This window comes from Salicibibacter kimchii (assembly GCF_003336365.1).
Taxonomy (GTDB): domain Bacteria; phylum Bacillota; class Bacilli; order Bacillales; family Marinococcaceae; genus Salicibibacter; species Salicibibacter kimchii.
In genome coordinates, this window is sequence record NZ_CP031092.1 from 1253173 (window position 1) to 1269021 (window position 15849).

Genomic DNA, 15849 nt, shown 5'->3' on the forward strand with positions numbered 1-15849 from the left:
CCCTCCAATTTTTGTTATAATCTTGCGATAGGGGGGTAAACATGGTCATTAGGTCGATCACGATCTTCCTTGCCGTTGCATTGGCAGGGTTGGTTCTTTTTGAAATCCAACCGCGTGTAGATACAGGGATTATTCCGTATCTGGTTCTTTTCTTCCTTTTGCCGCTGTTCGTCTACGATTTTTGGCGCCGCCGAAAAGCGTCTTAACTTAGCAGGTAAGAAAGTATAAACCAACTTTCTTATCTACATAAGTGCAACTAAGGCTTTCGCAATAAAAGCTGGGCGAAAAGCCAAGTTTTCTAACATTTACTCTTTTTATATGATGCTCTAAAATAGGGGCACCATGCATACATAATAAACAGAAAGGAACTGACGAGGTATGAAAAAAATTTTTTCAGGCATTCAACCCAGTGGAATCGTCACATTCGGAAATTATTTGGGAGCGATGAAGCATTTCGTAGACTTTCAAGCGTCGTATGATTGCACGTTTTGTATCGTCGACCAACATGCGATTACCGTCCCGCAAGATCCGGTCGCTTTAAGGGATCAAAAACGGAAATTGGCTGCTCTATATATGGCAGTTGGCATTGACCCTAATAAATCAACGATTTTTATCCAATCCGAGGTACCGGCGCACGCGCAATTGGCGTGGATCATGCAATGCATTTCCTATATCGGGGAATTGGAACGGATGACCCAATTTAAAGACAAGTCGGAAGGAAAAACCGGTGTGTCCGCCGGATTATTAACGTACCCGCCTTTAATGGCAGCCGATATTCTTCTCTACGGTGCCGACATCGTGCCTGTCGGGGACGACCAGCGCCAACATTTGGAACTGACAAGGACACTGGCGGAACGTTTTAACCGCCAATACGCGGATATTTTCACCCTTCCAGAACCGAAAATCCTCGGGCGCAGAATCATGTCGCTTCAGAACCCGGAAAAGAAAATGAGCAAATCCGACGATAATAATAAAGCTTTCATTTCCATGCTCGATGATGAAAAAACAATGACGAAAAAAATCAAAAGTGCCGTCACCGATTCCGATCCAAACATTCGTTTTGATGAGGAAAACAAACCGGGAATCAGCAATTTGCTAACGATCTATTCCCTTCTGAATGATCAATCGATCGAAGCCATTGAAAAAGAATACGATGGAAAAGGATACGGGGCTTTTAAAACGGATCTCGCAGAGTTGGCTGTTTCTGTGTTCCGGCCGATTCAACAACGTTTTTACGAGATTTATGAGTCGGATGAAGTGGACAATGCCCTCGATGCAGGAAGCGATAAAGCCAACGAGCAAGCGCAACACCTGTTGCAGAAGGCCGAAGAAGCTATGGGATTGCAACGGAGTTAGCCGGGGAACGTAGCGAGTCGGATTATGTATTTCATGAAGCATTATTTGTTTTTGGTGTCGTGAATTGGAATGGAGCCGGTATGCGGACCATTTTGACGAATTTAGCCTGATTCCGATCATCATGAACGTCCCATGGCAACCGTTTCACGCTTCGGTCTCCTTTTCCGGGCATCATGCCCCCTTTATCGCGACCGAAAGAGCGATCGTCTCCCGCGTTCAGGTGCCATGACCCTCGCATGGTGTCCCATTCGATTGATTTACAACGCGTTCGGTCCTAAACAAAAAAAGCACTGTCCCTCCACGCAGGTTCAGTGCTCTCCTCATTAATATTCTTTTCCTTGTTTGCGCCAAATCCGTCCAATGAAAACAGGGACAGCGATCGAGCCGACAATAAAAACGACAGTTGCAACTTGCATGATCGTGTAAACTAATCCGTCCATGATGCCCCTCCTTACTCCATATCTTCTTCCTATTATAGATGAGGAAAAAGGAAGTGTAAATGAGGGAATAGTTTGTGGATCCAAGCCATTATTTATGCATTTCACTTTCATGTTGCATATCCCAAATTTTCTCAAAGAAAGGCTGTCCCTTTGTCATTGCCTCGCATAAGTAATAATGATCATCGCTCCAGCCAACGCTTACTTCATTGTACAACTGTTGCAATGCTTCTTCCCCACGCATCATTTGAATCTCCATATATTTTTCAGGCATCCACTCCGTGTACCAGTAACGGATTTCCGCCTCTTGCCCGGAGGTGTCCAATTGATCGATCATCATAAACAGCAATTGTTTCAGTTGTCGTTCTTTACGTGTTAATCCGTGCATATGCTTCGGATGCGGAGACAGGATATGATATTCCTTTTCGATCGGCTCCCCTTCTTCCCCGCAAGCAGGTTCTTCGGCCTGTTCAATCGCCTCGATCGCCAATTTTTCCTGCCGGGGCGTCAAGCGGCTTTTTCGAATCGGAGTTTCGTATCCAAGTGTATCCACAACCATTGTATTCGTCCCGGTTGTTGCAATAAAACAATAATCGAGCGGAAGCTTGGACATATTTTTGCGAAGTGCGCTCTTTCGATAGACAGCATCGAGCAATTGACGAGGGACGACCTCCAAGCTATTTTCCAGCTGATCGTATAATCGCTCAGTGACCTTGACAACCTCAGCGATATCAAGTACTTCTATTTTGTCTTCACTTCGCCATTCAGGAAAATGACAAATGTTGTATCCATTTTCTTCGCCTTCGAACCAATTGACCCATACGTCACGAATTCGGGCCATCAGTAAGCCCCCTTCCTATACGAGAAATCGTACCTATAGTATAGTCGGGATTAAGGGATTTTATTCCACGCTCCCTGATTGATTTTTATTTTTCATTTTCCGGGGGATGGGAAGAAAACTGAGGGCCGTTAGCAATAGACCACCGGCGAAAAAATACAATTCAGGACGTAAAATAATGAAATGCCAATACTCATATAACGTATACCCGGATATGGTTAAATTTAAATAGCCAATTAAGCCAACCGCTCCGATGGCAGCAATAAGCACACCGAAGGCCGCGATAAACATGCGAATAACGATCGTAATCCCCCTTCCTAGAAGTGAGACGTCCACATTCACGTTACCCATGGGTATGACCGAACGTTATAGGTATGACAAGTCGAGGAGGAAAGTCTGAAATAAACTACTGATGCTTTCACTAAATAAATTTGTGCCTTGAGCGTAGCGAAAGGAATGGGTATAAATATGAAAATTATCGCTTCCCACAAAAACACAGATTTCGACGCACTCGCCTCTCTCGTTGCCGCGAAAAAACTGCATCCCGACGCCGAGATTTTATTACCGGCAAAAGTAAGCCCAAATGTAAAACAGTATTTGGCCATCTACCGCGACCAGTTTCTCTATATCAACGAACAACAATTACCGTCCGAAGAAATCGAAGAACTGATCTTAGTCGATACATACGATCCGCTCCGGGCGAGTAATAAATTTCAGGATCATTCTCCATCGAGCATCACGGTCTATGACCACCATCCGGGAAGTTTCCAGCTCCCGCTCTCCGGGGAAACCGCTCCGGTGGGAGCAACGATCACCATTCTCCTGGAAGTCATTCAAAAAAAAGAAATCGTGCTCACCGATTGGGAACGGACGTTATTTGCCCTTGGCTTATATACAGATACCGGCGCTTTCACGCACGAACATACGACAAGCCGTGACGTACGTGCCCTGCTTTTTTTATTCAAACAGGGAATCGCGCTTGATGTCGTTAATCGTTTTTCCGATCCTTCTTTCTCCGAGGAACAAAAAGCATTGCTTTTGCAGCTTCTTCAAGGAGGAGAAGTACACGACGTGGACGGTGTTTCGATCATGATTGGAACGATATCCACCGACGCTTTTATTGACCAACTGAACCTCATCGTTGAAAAATGGCTCGATTTAGCAGAAGCAGATGCATGCATCGCCGTCTCGGAAATGAAAAATACGATATTTGTCACGGCAAGGAGCCAGCATTCACGAGCGGACGTATCAAAGGCATTGACTGCTGTTAATGGTGGCGGGCATCCCCAAGCAGCGGCCGCGACAATCAAAGACGGGGACCAAGCGGAAGTCGCCGAAAAAATTCGTGCCCATCTTTCCGACGCAGTCACGTCTGCCCTCGTTGCAAAACAAATGATGAGCCACCCGGTAAAAACAGTGGCCCCTGACACTCCCATTGAAGAAGTCAGAGATGAAATCCGACGTTACGGCCATTCCGGTTTTCCGGTTCAAGAAAACAACCAATTGGTCGGCATGATTTCTCGCCGCGATGTGGACAAAGCGGTTCATCATGGGCTCGGACATGCCCCGGTAAAAGGGCACATGAACGAACGCGTCATTACATGTGAAGCAAACACAACCTCCGAAGAAATTCAAAAACGAATGATCACCCATGATATCGGGCGCTTACCGGTGCTCGCCAACCATGAACTGATCGGGATCATTTCACGCTCCGATCTTTTACAACTCTTGCACGATAAACACTATGAAAAAAAACAAAAGCAAAAACGCAACTTGATGGACAACATGGCCCATGCCCTGCCCGCGGATCATTTTGATTTGCTAAAGACGATCGGCCACCTTGCCGCTCAAACAGGGGTACAAGCTTATCTCATCGGCGGCATCACTAGGGATCTATTGCTAAAGCGCGAAAATGAAGATATGGACATCGTGATCGAAGGCGACGGCATCGCCTTTGCCGAAACAGTTGCCGCTCAATTGGACGGAGAATTGTATACACACAACACGTTTAAAACTGCGAAAATCATCCTTAACAACGGGCAGCATGTTGATATTGCCTCTGCCCGGGCGGAATATTATGATGCGCCTGCCACCTTACCGAACGTCAGGTTTTCAAATTTGCGTGAAGACCTTTATCGCAGGGATTTTACTGTTAACGCGATGGCTATTTCCCTAAATGAAGAGGATTTTGGCACGCTCATCGACCCTTTCGGTGGAGAAAACGATTTACGAGATGGGATGATTCGCGTCCTCCACAACCTCAGTTTCATCGAAGATCCGACGAGAATTTTACGCGCGATCCGGTTTGAATTAAAGTTTTCCTATACCCTTGCCGCGGATACACAACGATTCGCCGAATTGGCAGCACCCGCCATTTCCCATTTATCCGCCGAACGCCTCAAAGCCGAATTTCAACGATTGTTTGCGGAAGTGACAGCAGCAAGGACATTTAAACGATTGAACGCATTAAACCTTTTGGATCCGTTTATTCCTTTTGCCGAATGGTCCCAACAAACCGAAGAAATGATCTCCCTCTTGGAAGAGCAGCAAGCCTTACCGGAAAATCTGTACACCTTTTCACGGCTTCTCCCGTTAGTTGCGTTTAACGGAGAGTTGCAGCATCTTACTCATTTTGCATTGACGAAGGACGAAAAACAGTTGCTAAACACTTTCGAGCGCTTACAAGCCCTTGAGGACACAGCCTTTCCCTCGCTCGGTATTCTTCATGAAAACGTCCATGACATCGAAGAAACCGGACTGGTAATGTTTGAAACCTATATGGAAGTTTTGCATAAAAAAACGAGCACCATGATCAAACGATACCGCGATAAACGGCGCCGCATGCCTATGTTGCTTTCCGGAGAAGATTTACGAAAACTGCCCATGGCTCCCGGCCCGCAATACAAACATTTCTTGTTAAAAGCCGAAAGCCTTTGGATGGATGAAAGGCTAAAACACCGGGACGACGCGCTGCAATGGCTCAAAACAACGGGAGGCAGAGATTCTCCCGACGAGCGGAAGGAATGAATCGGGGCGCCACCCGGCTTCCCAGGGGGGATCTCCCGACAAATAGGGGGATTGTCGCCCCTTGATTTTTTCATTATGATAAATGTAAGCGATATCATTTTATTCCTGAAGGAGGACGCTCCATGCCACTTGATCCACAAGCAAAAACAGTTCTGGACTTTTTATCTCAAGGCCCCTCATTGGAAACATTGCCGCTCGAGGAAGCGAGGGCTTCTTTTGAAAAACTCAGTGCAACTGCGCAGCCCCAATTTGTTGAACACACTGACGATCGCACTATACCCGGACCGAATGGCGACATTCCGATTCGAATCTACAACCCCTTTACAGAAGGCACCCACCCGGCACTTATTTTTTATCATGGGGGCGGATGGGTAGTGGGCAGTATTGAAACTCACGATCCTTTATGCCGTTCACTGGCCAACCTTGCGCAATGCATCGTCATTTCCGTAGACTACCGGCTCGCTCCTGAACATACGTTTCCGAAAGCTGTGGAAGATGCGTACGCTGCAGTTGAATGGATCGCCAATAACGGAGCAGACATACATGTGGACACGGATCAAATTGCTGTTGGCGGCGACAGCGCGGGCGGAAATTTAGCGACGGTAACGTCAATGATTGCAAAGGAAAAAGAGGGGCCTGACCTATCTTACCAGGTTCTTTTTTACCCTTCCACGGGCGCGGGCATTCCCTCCGAATCGCAACGGGAAAATGGCGAGGGCTATTTTTTAACGACAGCCATGATGACTTGGTTCGCGGGAAAATATTTTGCTACATTTGATGATTTGCAAAACCCTTACGCCGTCCCGTTACAAGCGGAAGATTTAAGCGGTTTGCCGCCGGCACTCGTGATTACGGCCGAATTCGACCCGTTACGGGATGAAGGCAAAACGTATGCCGACGAATTGGATAAAGCAGGGGTGGACGTTCTGTACACGTGTTACGACGGGATGATTCACGGCTTCGTAAGCATGGACGCGTTTATATCAAAAGGAACGGAAGCGATCGAACAAGCTGCCGAGGCATTGAGAGGAGCATTCCGAAGATAAAAAAAACAAGAGGTTGCGCCCAGATGCCCAATCCACGCGCTTTGCCCCGGTTTAGAAAGCCGCATTTTTCTCCCGACTAATGCGGCAGTTTCCCCTCACTCTTCTATAAAAACCCTCCCTTTGCAAGCTGAACGCCTTTCTGTCAACACCTCACTTCTGCTTTCTCCGATTTTCTTCAGCCACAAACAAATGGTGCACATTTAAAACATGGATCATTCCCATGTTTTAAGACACTCAATAAAGGTTACTATACCCATAAACGATAAGAAGCTGGCTCCCTTAGAAAATCGAAGTCAAGCTGAGACTGTCCTATCCCACAAGTAACGCGTGCGGCATGAAAATTCCAAGGAGAGAGAACCGTGTATAAGGATATACTTGAAAGCACCCAGCATCGAGTGGACCCTTTACCTAAAGGCCCCTGGTTAATGACACAAAAATGGGAGCATTTATTATTCATGCACTTCCCTGTCCCTTCTGAAGTCATGAGGAGGCATATTCCTGAAGGCGTGGAGCTGGATACCTACAAAGGTGTAGCTTGGCTCACGATCCTTCCATTTAAAATAAATGATATGCGTTTTCGAAAAATGCCTCCCATTCCTTTTCTGAAATCATTTTTAGAACTGAATGTCAGGACTTATGTAAGGCGAAATGGCATATCCGGCATTTATTTCTTTAGCATGGATGCCGAGAAGCTGCTTGCCGTTTTAGGCGCAAGAACCGGTACATTGCCCTATTTTCATGCAAGAATGAAAATGAAGGAGAAAAAAGGAGCTTTTCATTACTACAGCACAAGAAAAAGAGATGCGACTTTCGCGTTTGAAGGAAGTTACCACCCGGTTTCCGAATCCTATTATCCTGAAAAAGATAGTTTGGCCTTTTGGCTCGTGGAGAGGTATTACTTATGGTCTGAAAGTAAGAACGCCCTATTTGAAGTAGGTATCCATCATAAGCCATGGAAAATTCATGACGCAGAAGCAACCATTATCAAGCAAAACATGGCGCCATCTTTATCTGATACCTTATTGAATGCTGAGCCGCTTCTCCATTACGCCCCCGCCCGACGTGTTCTCTTTTGGCCGCTTAAAAAAGTAGATTAAAAGAGCTTCCCGGCACACTACCATGGAAGCTCTTTTCTTTCCCTTTATTTTCTTAGCCATGCCCACGCTTCCTCCAATTCGTCCATATCAAAGTTTTTCGTCGTAACCCCCGGTAAATAGTCCCCTACCTTAACGCTAACCTTCCCTCGGTCCAATGAATCTCGCCTTCTTTACACGTTTATTACTACGTTTAAGGAACGTGAGTGATGTTTAAAGATTAGTATCAACGTGTATTTATTTGATGGAGCTTTATAAATTTTAAACGTAAATGATCCTTAACCCTTCAACGATGGGATTGAAGTTTTGGTGGCGCGAGGATATTGAGTACTTCATTAACTTTATTACACTGAAAGGGGGAGGATAACGTGTTTGAATTAACAGATCTTCCACGTTTATTTCTGTCAGCTTTGGTCGTTTTACCGATCGTCATGGTCATTCGGGAGAACGGATATTATTTGGCCGCAACCTTGTTGGGGGCTACGAATAAAAAACTGACGATTGGGTGCGGCCCTATCCTTTTTTCTACACGAACGCTTGAAGTACGCAGATATGTTATCATGTACAGCTGGATGGACTACGATGAGCTTAATCCGGAGGGGAAATTCTGGCATATCGTCATCTATGCGTCCCCCATTCTGACCATGGGTGTCGTTGCTGTCATTACAAATTCGTTGCTTGCAAACGGCGTGCTTTCCTCCAATATGTTTTGGGACCTTTTCCTCTTCTATTTATTTTTCTATATCCTTTTCGATGTACTTCCGGTTTATCTACCGGATGGTCAGCCTACAAACGGGCGAGCCATTTTTGATTTAATTTGGCATGGAGAGCGTTCAGATTTTCTTAAAAAGGACATCCAAGATCACCTAAACCCTGAACGAACGGAAAAAGATCATTCATTTGGAGAGTCGGAGAATGAAGTATCACCTGAAGATGCAAGCACCGAGGCACAGAAAAAAACGATCGAGAATCGTGACCGAGATCAGGAAGAACGTGGGGATCATGCTGATCCCAAATAAAGGGTGATTACTGAATATCAGACGGTTTTAACGCCTTTTATAAAAATTGTCCGAAGTGGCGCCCGTAAATGAAGGTGAAGACATCTACGCTTCTTTTTCGTTCTTCGAATCAAAGTGCTTCCATAGAAGTATCCCCCTTCTATTAAAACGCCGCGGGCTATCTGTTCTTTGATTTGATTGATAAGTACGTTTTTTTAAGATTGAAGAGGTCATCTTGTACTGCTGGCTATAAACATGGAGGCATCTTGGTTCATGAAAATACGATTTCCGTGATAGAATGTTTTCATTTTGATGGATTTGAATCCAACCTCGGATAATATTCTTTTTAAGCTTTCATGCGAAAAACCATTATGAACGCTTGGATGATGCACTTTATCGTTTTCGTCAAAATCAATAATCATTAATTCGCCACCATTATTTAAAGCATTAAATAATTCTTGCAGCATTTTTTTAGTATCCGGAATATGCAGAAGGACTAGTGACATTAAAACGATGTCTACCTTAAGATTAGGTTTTTCTTTCGTGAAATCTGAACAAACCACCCTGGAATTTTTGATTCCCCTGCGAGAAATTTTTTCTTCTACTACCTCCAGCATTTGTTTTGATGAATCTACTAACAAAACAGAATCTACCAAGTCCGATAACTCTAAACCAATGAGACCAGTACCACTCCCATAGTCCATTAAAGATTTTGATCGACTATTTTGTAATTCTGGCCTTACTTCCTTAACTATAACATTGGCTAATTCAATTCTTTCTTCTGTATCATATTTTTTTGCCATCTGCTCAAAAACGTTATTTTCCATATTTCTCTCCTTTAATTCTAAAAGCTTGCACCCTTTTAAAAAACCAAGGTCGGGATTTTGAAGTACACCCTCTATTTCTAAGACAACCTAATTTGTTCCCGATGTTGCGGGTGATCAATACGCGCTAAATATTCTGCAAAAACTTCCATAGTATCGACTCCCCCAATTAGTTAAATTCATTGATCTCTTCCGCTCGATCATGAATAGGTGCTGAACGATAGCTCTGTTCTCGATATGTACAGCTGCCCTCAATTACTTCCAGCCCCATTCTCTCCAGATACGCCTTCCCTCTTTGATAGCGTTCGGGGAATTTCACAGGTGCTGGAGTCGAAGGAGATATGAGGCCAATCTTATCTCCCCTTCGAACGTTTATGCGTATCCGTAACTAAATCACAAACCCAAACAAATCTCCCATAATATAGAGTGATCATAGGCTTAAACCCAATCACCGCAACGATGTTTCCTTGGTCGTACAAAGCAAACATTCTGTACATATCTTTTTTTCTCGCCTCAGCCACCAACTCCATGTATTCTTTTTCGTTAAGATGCGTACGCAGCTGGTTCATAATTGGGAAAGCTTCGCTGATTTCTTTTTCCGAGTCAAGTTCCGTAATCGTTAACTTATCCATCGTCCTCTCGTTGAAAATGAGTCGTCTCGTAGAAATTGTAACAAATTTCTTCAACCGTTCGGGTTGTTTTCTATGATTTTTTCTTCCGTAAAATTACAGTAAATATCGTCAAAATCAGAAAAGCTCTTTTCATTTTTGTGAGCAAATTAAAGTTGCTGTAAAAAATTATTTAGTTTGTTTTCAGCCTTACATTTCCTCAATGTTCGCTTCCTTATCTAGCTACTCTAGCCTTCCTATGCTAGCTCCATTATAAACCCTTATTCACTTTTATGACGTTTGAACAGAATGGTCGCGGCGCTCATTGAAACAATTAGTAACCCCCCAAACCAAGCAATGGTGAGCCAATGATGATTGCCAATTGGAGTACCCAACAAAAGTCCACGCAATGTCTCGATTAGCGGGGTCATCGGCTGATTTTCAGCAAATGCATGGATCCATGAGGGCATGGTCTCTGTTGGTACAAAGGCGCTGCTCAAATAAGGCAGGAATAACATCGGAAATGTAATAGCGTTAGCTGTTTCCACACTTTTTACGAGTAAACCAAAGACAACAAAAATCCAGCTAATTGACAACATGAAAAGAGTCAAAATCCCAATCACACCAATCCATTCCAGCCATCCCGCCTCTGGCTGAAACCCAATGAGCAAGGCAACAAGAATTGCCACTGTCGTCGCAATTACATTGCGGACGAAACCTCCGATAACGTGGCCCACCATTAAAGAAGAGGGGAGGAGTGCCATGCTGCGAAAACGCTCGAATAAGCCCCCAACCATGTCCTGTGCAACACTTAGCGCTATGATCGAACTCCCAAAACCGACACATGTAATGATCACACCGGGAACAACGTAATTCACATAATCCGTCCCTGTCTGAATCGCTCCTCCAAAAACATAGACAAACATAACCATGATTGCTACCGGTAATCCGATCGCCATTACTAGTGATTCTGATTCTCGAAAAATATGCTTTAAACTACGTTTAGACATCGTCCATCCGTCTATTATTGTCCAATACAACTTCGATTCACTCACTGACAGCAGCCCCTCTCTTATGATTACGTGTGATTTGCATGAAAACATCGTCCAATGTTGGATTACGGAAGGAGACAGATGCCGGTTCTATCCCGTATTCATTTAATGTGTTCAACAGCTGTCGCATATTTTCCGGTGAACCTTCCGTTGTAACGGTAATGCTCCTATCTTTTTCATCCATTTGTCCCTCTAAAAGATCCCAAGCTTTGTGACACGATGCCAGATCAGAAAAAGTGAATGCCAATTTTTCTTCTCCAACCATGCGTTTTAGTTCCTCGGTAGTGCCCTCTTCGACAATTTTACCTTCATTGATAACAGCAACCTTATCTGCAAGTTGGTCGGCCTCTTCCAAATATTGAGTGGTTAAAAAGATCGTTACACCGCTCTCCGCAAGCTTCTGAATCATACGCCACATATTCTTGCGACTACGTGGGTCCAGTCCAGTGGTTGGCTCATCAAGGAAAATTACATCCGGATCAGCAATTAAACTAATAGCAATGTCAAGTCTACGGCGCATCCCGCCGGAATAGGATTGTACCCGTTTTTTAGCAGCATCTTGCAAATCAAATTGTTCCAAAAGATCTGTAGTACGCTTTTTTACCGTCTTACGATCCAGGTGATTTAATCGCCCCATCATGATCAGATTCTCCTCCCCTGTTAATCGTCCATCTACTGCTGCGGGCCGGTTAAACTAATCATTTTTTTAACAGCGGCAGACTCGCGACTTGTATCGTATCCGCCAATTGTGGCTAGACCCCCATCTGCTTGAATCAAAGTAGCTAAAATACGAACCATAGTAGTTTTCCCTGCTCCATTTTCTCCAAGTAACGCAAAAATGGAGCCTTTTGTTACCTCAAAATGGATGCCATTTAAAACAGATTTCTTCCCATAACTTTTTCTAATATCTTTTACTGAAATAACAGGATCAAGCATAAAATCGTCCCCTTTATAATTTGATTGATTTAATCAGTAAATATTAAAACAAAAAATTGTTGATTGACTTATTCAGTCAATATAAAGTTAAAGATGTTTTTTCGATATGTCAATCCTCTTTTTTGATAAACGTATTACCGTATTGAAATCATCCGTAAAAGAATTTCCACCTTCCACTCCAGGTTTTCTCTCCAGAATGACGGATCATCCGCCATAATACTGGATAGGACAGTTAAATAAACACCCAACAATTCTTCGGTATCTCCTTGAATGATTTCCCCGCGTTTCTGTCCATCAAGAAATAAAGGAGTTAAAGCCTCTATGTAGAACTTTCCTGCATTTTCCACGAGTTCATGTATATGATCAGGTAAACCATTGACAACATTTAATTGTTGGACAATCCGAAAAACCATATTGCTTATCCCCGTATCACTTTCTTTAAAAGCGAATCGGGTAAACTGTTTAATTTTTTCCAGAGGGGTTCTCCGACTGTCGTTCAAATCATTAAAGAATTGCTCTACCATATTTTCTTGCATCCCATATTCTATACTCTCATACAGTATTTCGTCTTTAGAATCAAAGTAATGATAGACCAATCCATGACTGACCTTTGCCTCCTTTGCAATCATGCTTATTTTCGTGAGTTTAACACCATTATCCGCAAACACTTTCAAAGCCGCGCGCATAATTTGTTCTTTTCGCTCCCTTTTTTTCTTATCTAATTGTTCCTCATTTAACGGTGCCATATATATTTTCATTCCTATCTTTCAAATGTATGATTGAATTTTTCAGCATCATTTAAGCATTCAAAAGTTCATCTCTTTATAACCCCGATTATAACATAGGAGAGGGTGACGGTAGCTTATCTCGGTAAAAGAAGGCTAAGTCACTTCTGCTCCATTGGAAAAAGAAAAACCAAACCATACTAACATCATCGCCTCCACTCAAAGGTTCCCCATGTATTTTTTTATCTCTTTCGGTCCGAAAATCATTGCCACAATCCCTATAAAACCGTAGATAACGAATGTGAACGTAAATCCGCCAAGATCAATAAACATTCCCGCGAATATGGATCCAATGACTTGCCCGACGGCCAGAAGTAAAAAAGACGTACCGATCCCTAAAGATGCATTGGTAATAAACACCCTAATCCCCCAAACCATCAACACACCTGTAATAAAAATATAGGAGACCCCAAATAAAGCAGCCGAAAGGTAGGACACAGCCCATTGTTCCGGAAGCCAAGCTAGCAATAAAGAAGCCATTCCGATGATAAGGCCGCCCCACTTATAAGCCCAAGGAAGTCCAAAACGTTGAATGAGCGATCCGGAGAAGCCGCCTAATATCCCGAAAACACCGATGATGATCCAAAACAGCGAGAGCTGCCAATCGCTATAAGTGTTCGTCGACTCAAGAAAATCGATGGCGAACGTCCAAAAAGCCGCCGTGGATATTCCGAGCGTCGTCGCACAAATGATTAAAGGGACGGCTCCTTCCACTCCTCTGAAAGAAAACTCCCCCCTCTCGAAAGTGACGCGAGGTCTAGCGCCGATTTTAGGGATCACCTTTGCATTCCATATGAGGGCAATGAGCGCAATAAGCGCATAAATAAAATAAGTAAATCGCCACTCCGATGCAAGAAAAAGCGCGCCTGCTCCTGAAAGGGCAAGACCGATGCTGGTACCAGCATTAATCCATGTATTGGCATTTCCTTGTTTTTTTTCCTTGATCCAAAGCGAAATCGCTGCACCATATGGCGGGGAAACAAGCCCTGTACTTCCGCCGGCAAACAGAACCCCTAACGCTAAAACCCACACATTGGGCGATGCCCCCATGATTAATAATCCAATAAAGGCGGAGACTCCAGCAGCGAGGATCATGACACGAGGTCCCTTATCGGTCGTTAAGACAACAGTAGAGTAAACAATGGCAAAGCAATAAGCGATATAGAAAAGCGAAGAGATGATACCAGACACCGGTGAAGACATTTCCAAATCTTGACTAATATTGGGAAGCAACAAACCGTAACTAAATCTTGCAAACCCATAGCTAACAGCAATCATTGTAATACCAGGGAGTACCAATCTTGAAAATTTCATGATATCGTCACCACCAATCTTTGATATATAGAACGACCTTTATACTTATAGTGTCAAAAATTACGATGGCAGATAAGCAATTCTCCTCTTTGCCATCGCGTCCGCCGTTGTTCATTTTCCCGTTTCCTCATGTATATATAGAACGATCTTTATATTAATGGTGCGAAAAAATTACGATGGCGGATAAACAATCTTATTTGCCATCGCCATCGCGTATTCCGTCGCTTTTTCTGCCCCATACAATGTCGTCATCGATGTTGTTCCTTCAAGCAGCAACGTAAAATAATGAGCTAAATCATTGTGGTTATCTTCGTCAATCCGTTTGGCCAGTGTTTGAAAATATCGTAACAGTCTGGATTTGTGCGAACGAGCAATATTTTCAATATCATTATTGGCTCCCACGTAATCTTCAATCGCTCGTAAAAACATATCACCTTGGTAGGACTCTTCTTCCAGCCATTCCCCATGGGCTTTAACAGCAGAAAGAAAAGGTGTTTCGTCCTCTTCTTGGACAAAATGATCCAAGTACGACCAATATCTGTCTTCCCTTTGCTTTAAAACCTCTTCAACCAAATGTTCTTTAGATGAAAAATGGTTATACAGCGTCATCGTCGCTACATCTGCTTCACGAATAATTTGCTTGAGACCAACGCCCCGAAATCCATGTTCATAAAATAGTCTTTCTGCCACATTTAAGAGTGCTTCTTTTTTAACTGATTTATTCATACCCATCTCCTATATAGAACGACCTTTATACCTAGCATACCATGTCTCTTTTTTTTAATCAATTGATGGTTTTCAATCATGTCCCATCGGTTTTATTTCCACCATTATGCTCTAGCGGTTTCAAAATTGACGAGGTTCTTTCATTAAGCATATACAAAAAACCCCAACATCCCCTCTATATTGACATTCCACATCTCCTCTATTATATTAACATTTACTAGTATAACCACCGGAGGAATCTCTTTATCTATGAAAAATTTCTTGTTTTTCACGTGCCTCCTGGCGCTCCTTTCAACGATATTTCTGTTTGATCTCGAGCAAAATCATGGTCAACAAGCGATGGCAGAGGACGTTGTCTCCAACGGCGAAGACCTGCACCCTTATGTAAAAGAAAAAAAAGAAACATTAATCGATCGGGCAGAGAATATCGGGATTAATGTCGTCATTACAGAAGGACATCGCTCCCACGAACGACAAGATGATCTCTACGCGCAAGGGCGGACAGAATCGGGGAACATTGTGACGAACGCGGAAGCAGGCGAGTCCTATCATAACTACGGTTTGGCCATCGACTTCGCGATTGAAAATAACGACGGAGAACTCATCTGGGACATCGAATATGACGGCAATGGAAGCGGGGAAGCCGACTGGCTGGAAGTAGCCGCAATCGGAGAGGAGTTGGGATTTGACTGGGGCGGCCATTGGAATGATTATCCCCATTTGCAAATGGATTTCGGGTTATCCGTGGAAGAACTTCAAGAGGCAAAACAACAACTGGGGCAAAATGAACAAACATAAGGCTGTCATC

The 15849-nt window shown here is 43.7% G+C and carries 18 protein-coding genes and 1 pseudogene; 7 read left to right on the plus strand and 12 right to left on the minus strand.

What is annotated here, in order from left to right; translation table 11 throughout:
* Window positions 1-41 precede the first annotated feature (41 nt).
* Both DT065_RS18810 and trpS read left to right on the plus strand, forming a co-directional pair.
* Window positions 42-206, plus strand: a complete 165-nt coding sequence (locus tag DT065_RS18810) for a hypothetical protein (RefSeq protein WP_160112433.1) — start codon at window positions 42-44, stop codon at window positions 204-206.
* 172 nt (window positions 207-378) lie between these two features.
* Complete coding sequence (trpS, locus tag DT065_RS06335) at window positions 379-1356, plus strand: tryptophan--tRNA ligase (protein WP_114371770.1); 978 nt, start codon at window positions 379-381, stop codon at window positions 1354-1356.
* A 528-nt stretch (window positions 1357-1884) separates the two neighbouring features.
* Here the strand turns inward: trpS and DT065_RS06340 are convergent.
* Window positions 1885-2634 (minus strand): DUF3603 family protein, encoded by a 750-nt coding sequence (locus DT065_RS06340; protein ID WP_114371772.1) that lies wholly within the window; start codon window positions 2632-2634, stop codon window positions 1885-1887.
* Window positions 2635-2694: 60 nt separating this feature from the next.
* Window positions 2695-2967, minus strand: a complete 273-nt coding sequence (locus tag DT065_RS06345; RefSeq protein WP_160112434.1) for a YuzI family membrane protein — start codon at window positions 2965-2967, stop codon at window positions 2695-2697.
* Window positions 2968-3099: 132 nt separating this feature from the next.
* Between DT065_RS06345 and DT065_RS06350 the strand changes: the two genes are divergently transcribed.
* From DT065_RS06350 to DT065_RS06360, 3 genes are all read left to right on the plus strand, one after another.
* The gene (locus DT065_RS06350; protein ID WP_160112435.1) at window positions 3100-5658 is read left to right on the plus strand and encodes a CBS domain-containing protein; all 2559 of its coding nucleotides are present in this window, start codon (window positions 3100-3102) and stop codon (window positions 5656-5658) included.
* A 122-nt stretch (window positions 5659-5780) separates the two neighbouring features.
* Window positions 5781-6704 (plus strand): LipP1 family hormone-sensitive lipase, encoded by a 924-nt coding sequence (gene lipP1, locus DT065_RS06355; protein WP_114371778.1) that lies wholly within the window; start codon window positions 5781-5783, stop codon window positions 6702-6704.
* Between the two features lie 359 nt (window positions 6705-7063).
* A complete protein-coding gene (locus tag DT065_RS06360) occupies window positions 7064-7801 on the plus strand; it encodes a YqjF family protein (protein WP_114371780.1) in 738 nt (245 codons plus the stop codon).
* Window positions 7802-7845: 44 nt separating this feature from the next.
* Here the strand turns inward: DT065_RS06360 and DT065_RS19090 are convergent, their stop codons facing one another.
* Window positions 7846-7956 (minus strand): SpoIIAA family protein, encoded by a 111-nt coding sequence (locus tag DT065_RS19090; RefSeq protein ID WP_114371782.1) that lies wholly within the window; start codon window positions 7954-7956, stop codon window positions 7846-7848.
* A gap of 210 nt (window positions 7957-8166) precedes the next feature.
* On the opposite strand from DT065_RS19090, the gene DT065_RS06370 reads away from it, so the two are divergent.
* Complete coding sequence (locus DT065_RS06370) at window positions 8167-8817, plus strand: hypothetical protein (RefSeq protein ID WP_114371784.1); 651 nt, start codon at window positions 8167-8169, stop codon at window positions 8815-8817.
* Window positions 8818-9026: 209 nt separating this feature from the next.
* Here DT065_RS06370 and DT065_RS06375 read toward each other — a convergent pair whose 3' ends face one another.
* The 9 genes and pseudogenes from DT065_RS06375 to DT065_RS06410 form a co-directional block, all read right to left on the minus strand.
* Entirely contained in the window at window positions 9027-9623 is a 597-nt protein-coding gene (locus DT065_RS06375) for a class I SAM-dependent methyltransferase (protein WP_114371786.1), read from the minus strand.
* A gap of 166 nt (window positions 9624-9789) precedes the next feature.
* Window positions 9790-10002, minus strand: coding sequence for an LD-carboxypeptidase (locus DT065_RS06380; protein WP_114371788.1), 213 nt, complete (start codon window positions 10000-10002; stop codon window positions 9790-9792).
* Window positions 9980-10252 (minus strand): annotated as a pseudogene (locus tag DT065_RS06385) (GNAT family N-acetyltransferase); the annotation flags it as partial. The gene DT065_RS06380 and the pseudogene DT065_RS06385, both read right to left, overlap by 23 nt.
* Before the next feature lie 257 nt (window positions 10253-10509).
* Complete coding sequence (locus tag DT065_RS06390; RefSeq protein ID WP_114371790.1) at window positions 10510-11283, minus strand: ABC transporter permease; 774 nt, start codon at window positions 11281-11283, stop codon at window positions 10510-10512.
* Window positions 11276-11920, minus strand: a complete 645-nt coding sequence (locus DT065_RS19270) for an ATP-binding cassette domain-containing protein (protein ID WP_250645673.1) — start codon at window positions 11918-11920, stop codon at window positions 11276-11278. Before DT065_RS19270 ends, DT065_RS06390 begins: the two co-directional genes overlap by 8 nt.
* 32 nt (window positions 11921-11952) lie before the next feature.
* Window positions 11953-12216, minus strand: a complete 264-nt coding sequence (locus DT065_RS19510; protein ID WP_250645674.1) for an ATP-binding cassette domain-containing protein — start codon at window positions 12214-12216, stop codon at window positions 11953-11955.
* 134 nt (window positions 12217-12350) lie between these two features.
* A complete protein-coding gene (locus DT065_RS06400; protein ID WP_160112436.1) occupies window positions 12351-12962 on the minus strand; it encodes a TetR/AcrR family transcriptional regulator in 612 nt (203 codons plus the stop codon).
* A 198-nt stretch (window positions 12963-13160) separates the two neighbouring features.
* Window positions 13161-14315, minus strand: coding sequence for an MFS transporter (locus tag DT065_RS06405; protein WP_114371794.1), 1155 nt, complete (start codon window positions 14313-14315; stop codon window positions 13161-13163).
* A 171-nt stretch (window positions 14316-14486) separates the two neighbouring features.
* Window positions 14487-15041: a TetR/AcrR family transcriptional regulator gene (locus DT065_RS06410; protein WP_114371796.1), complete on the minus strand. Its 555-nt coding sequence runs from the start codon at window positions 15039-15041 to the stop codon at window positions 14487-14489.
* 249 nt (window positions 15042-15290) lie between these two features.
* Between DT065_RS06410 and DT065_RS06415 the strand changes: the two genes are divergently transcribed.
* Window positions 15291-15839 carry a M15 family metallopeptidase gene (locus DT065_RS06415; protein ID WP_114371798.1) on the plus strand — a complete coding sequence of 183 codons (549 nt, stop codon included), beginning with the start codon at window positions 15291-15293 and terminating at the stop codon, window positions 15837-15839.
* Window positions 15840-15849 lie beyond the last annotated feature (10 nt).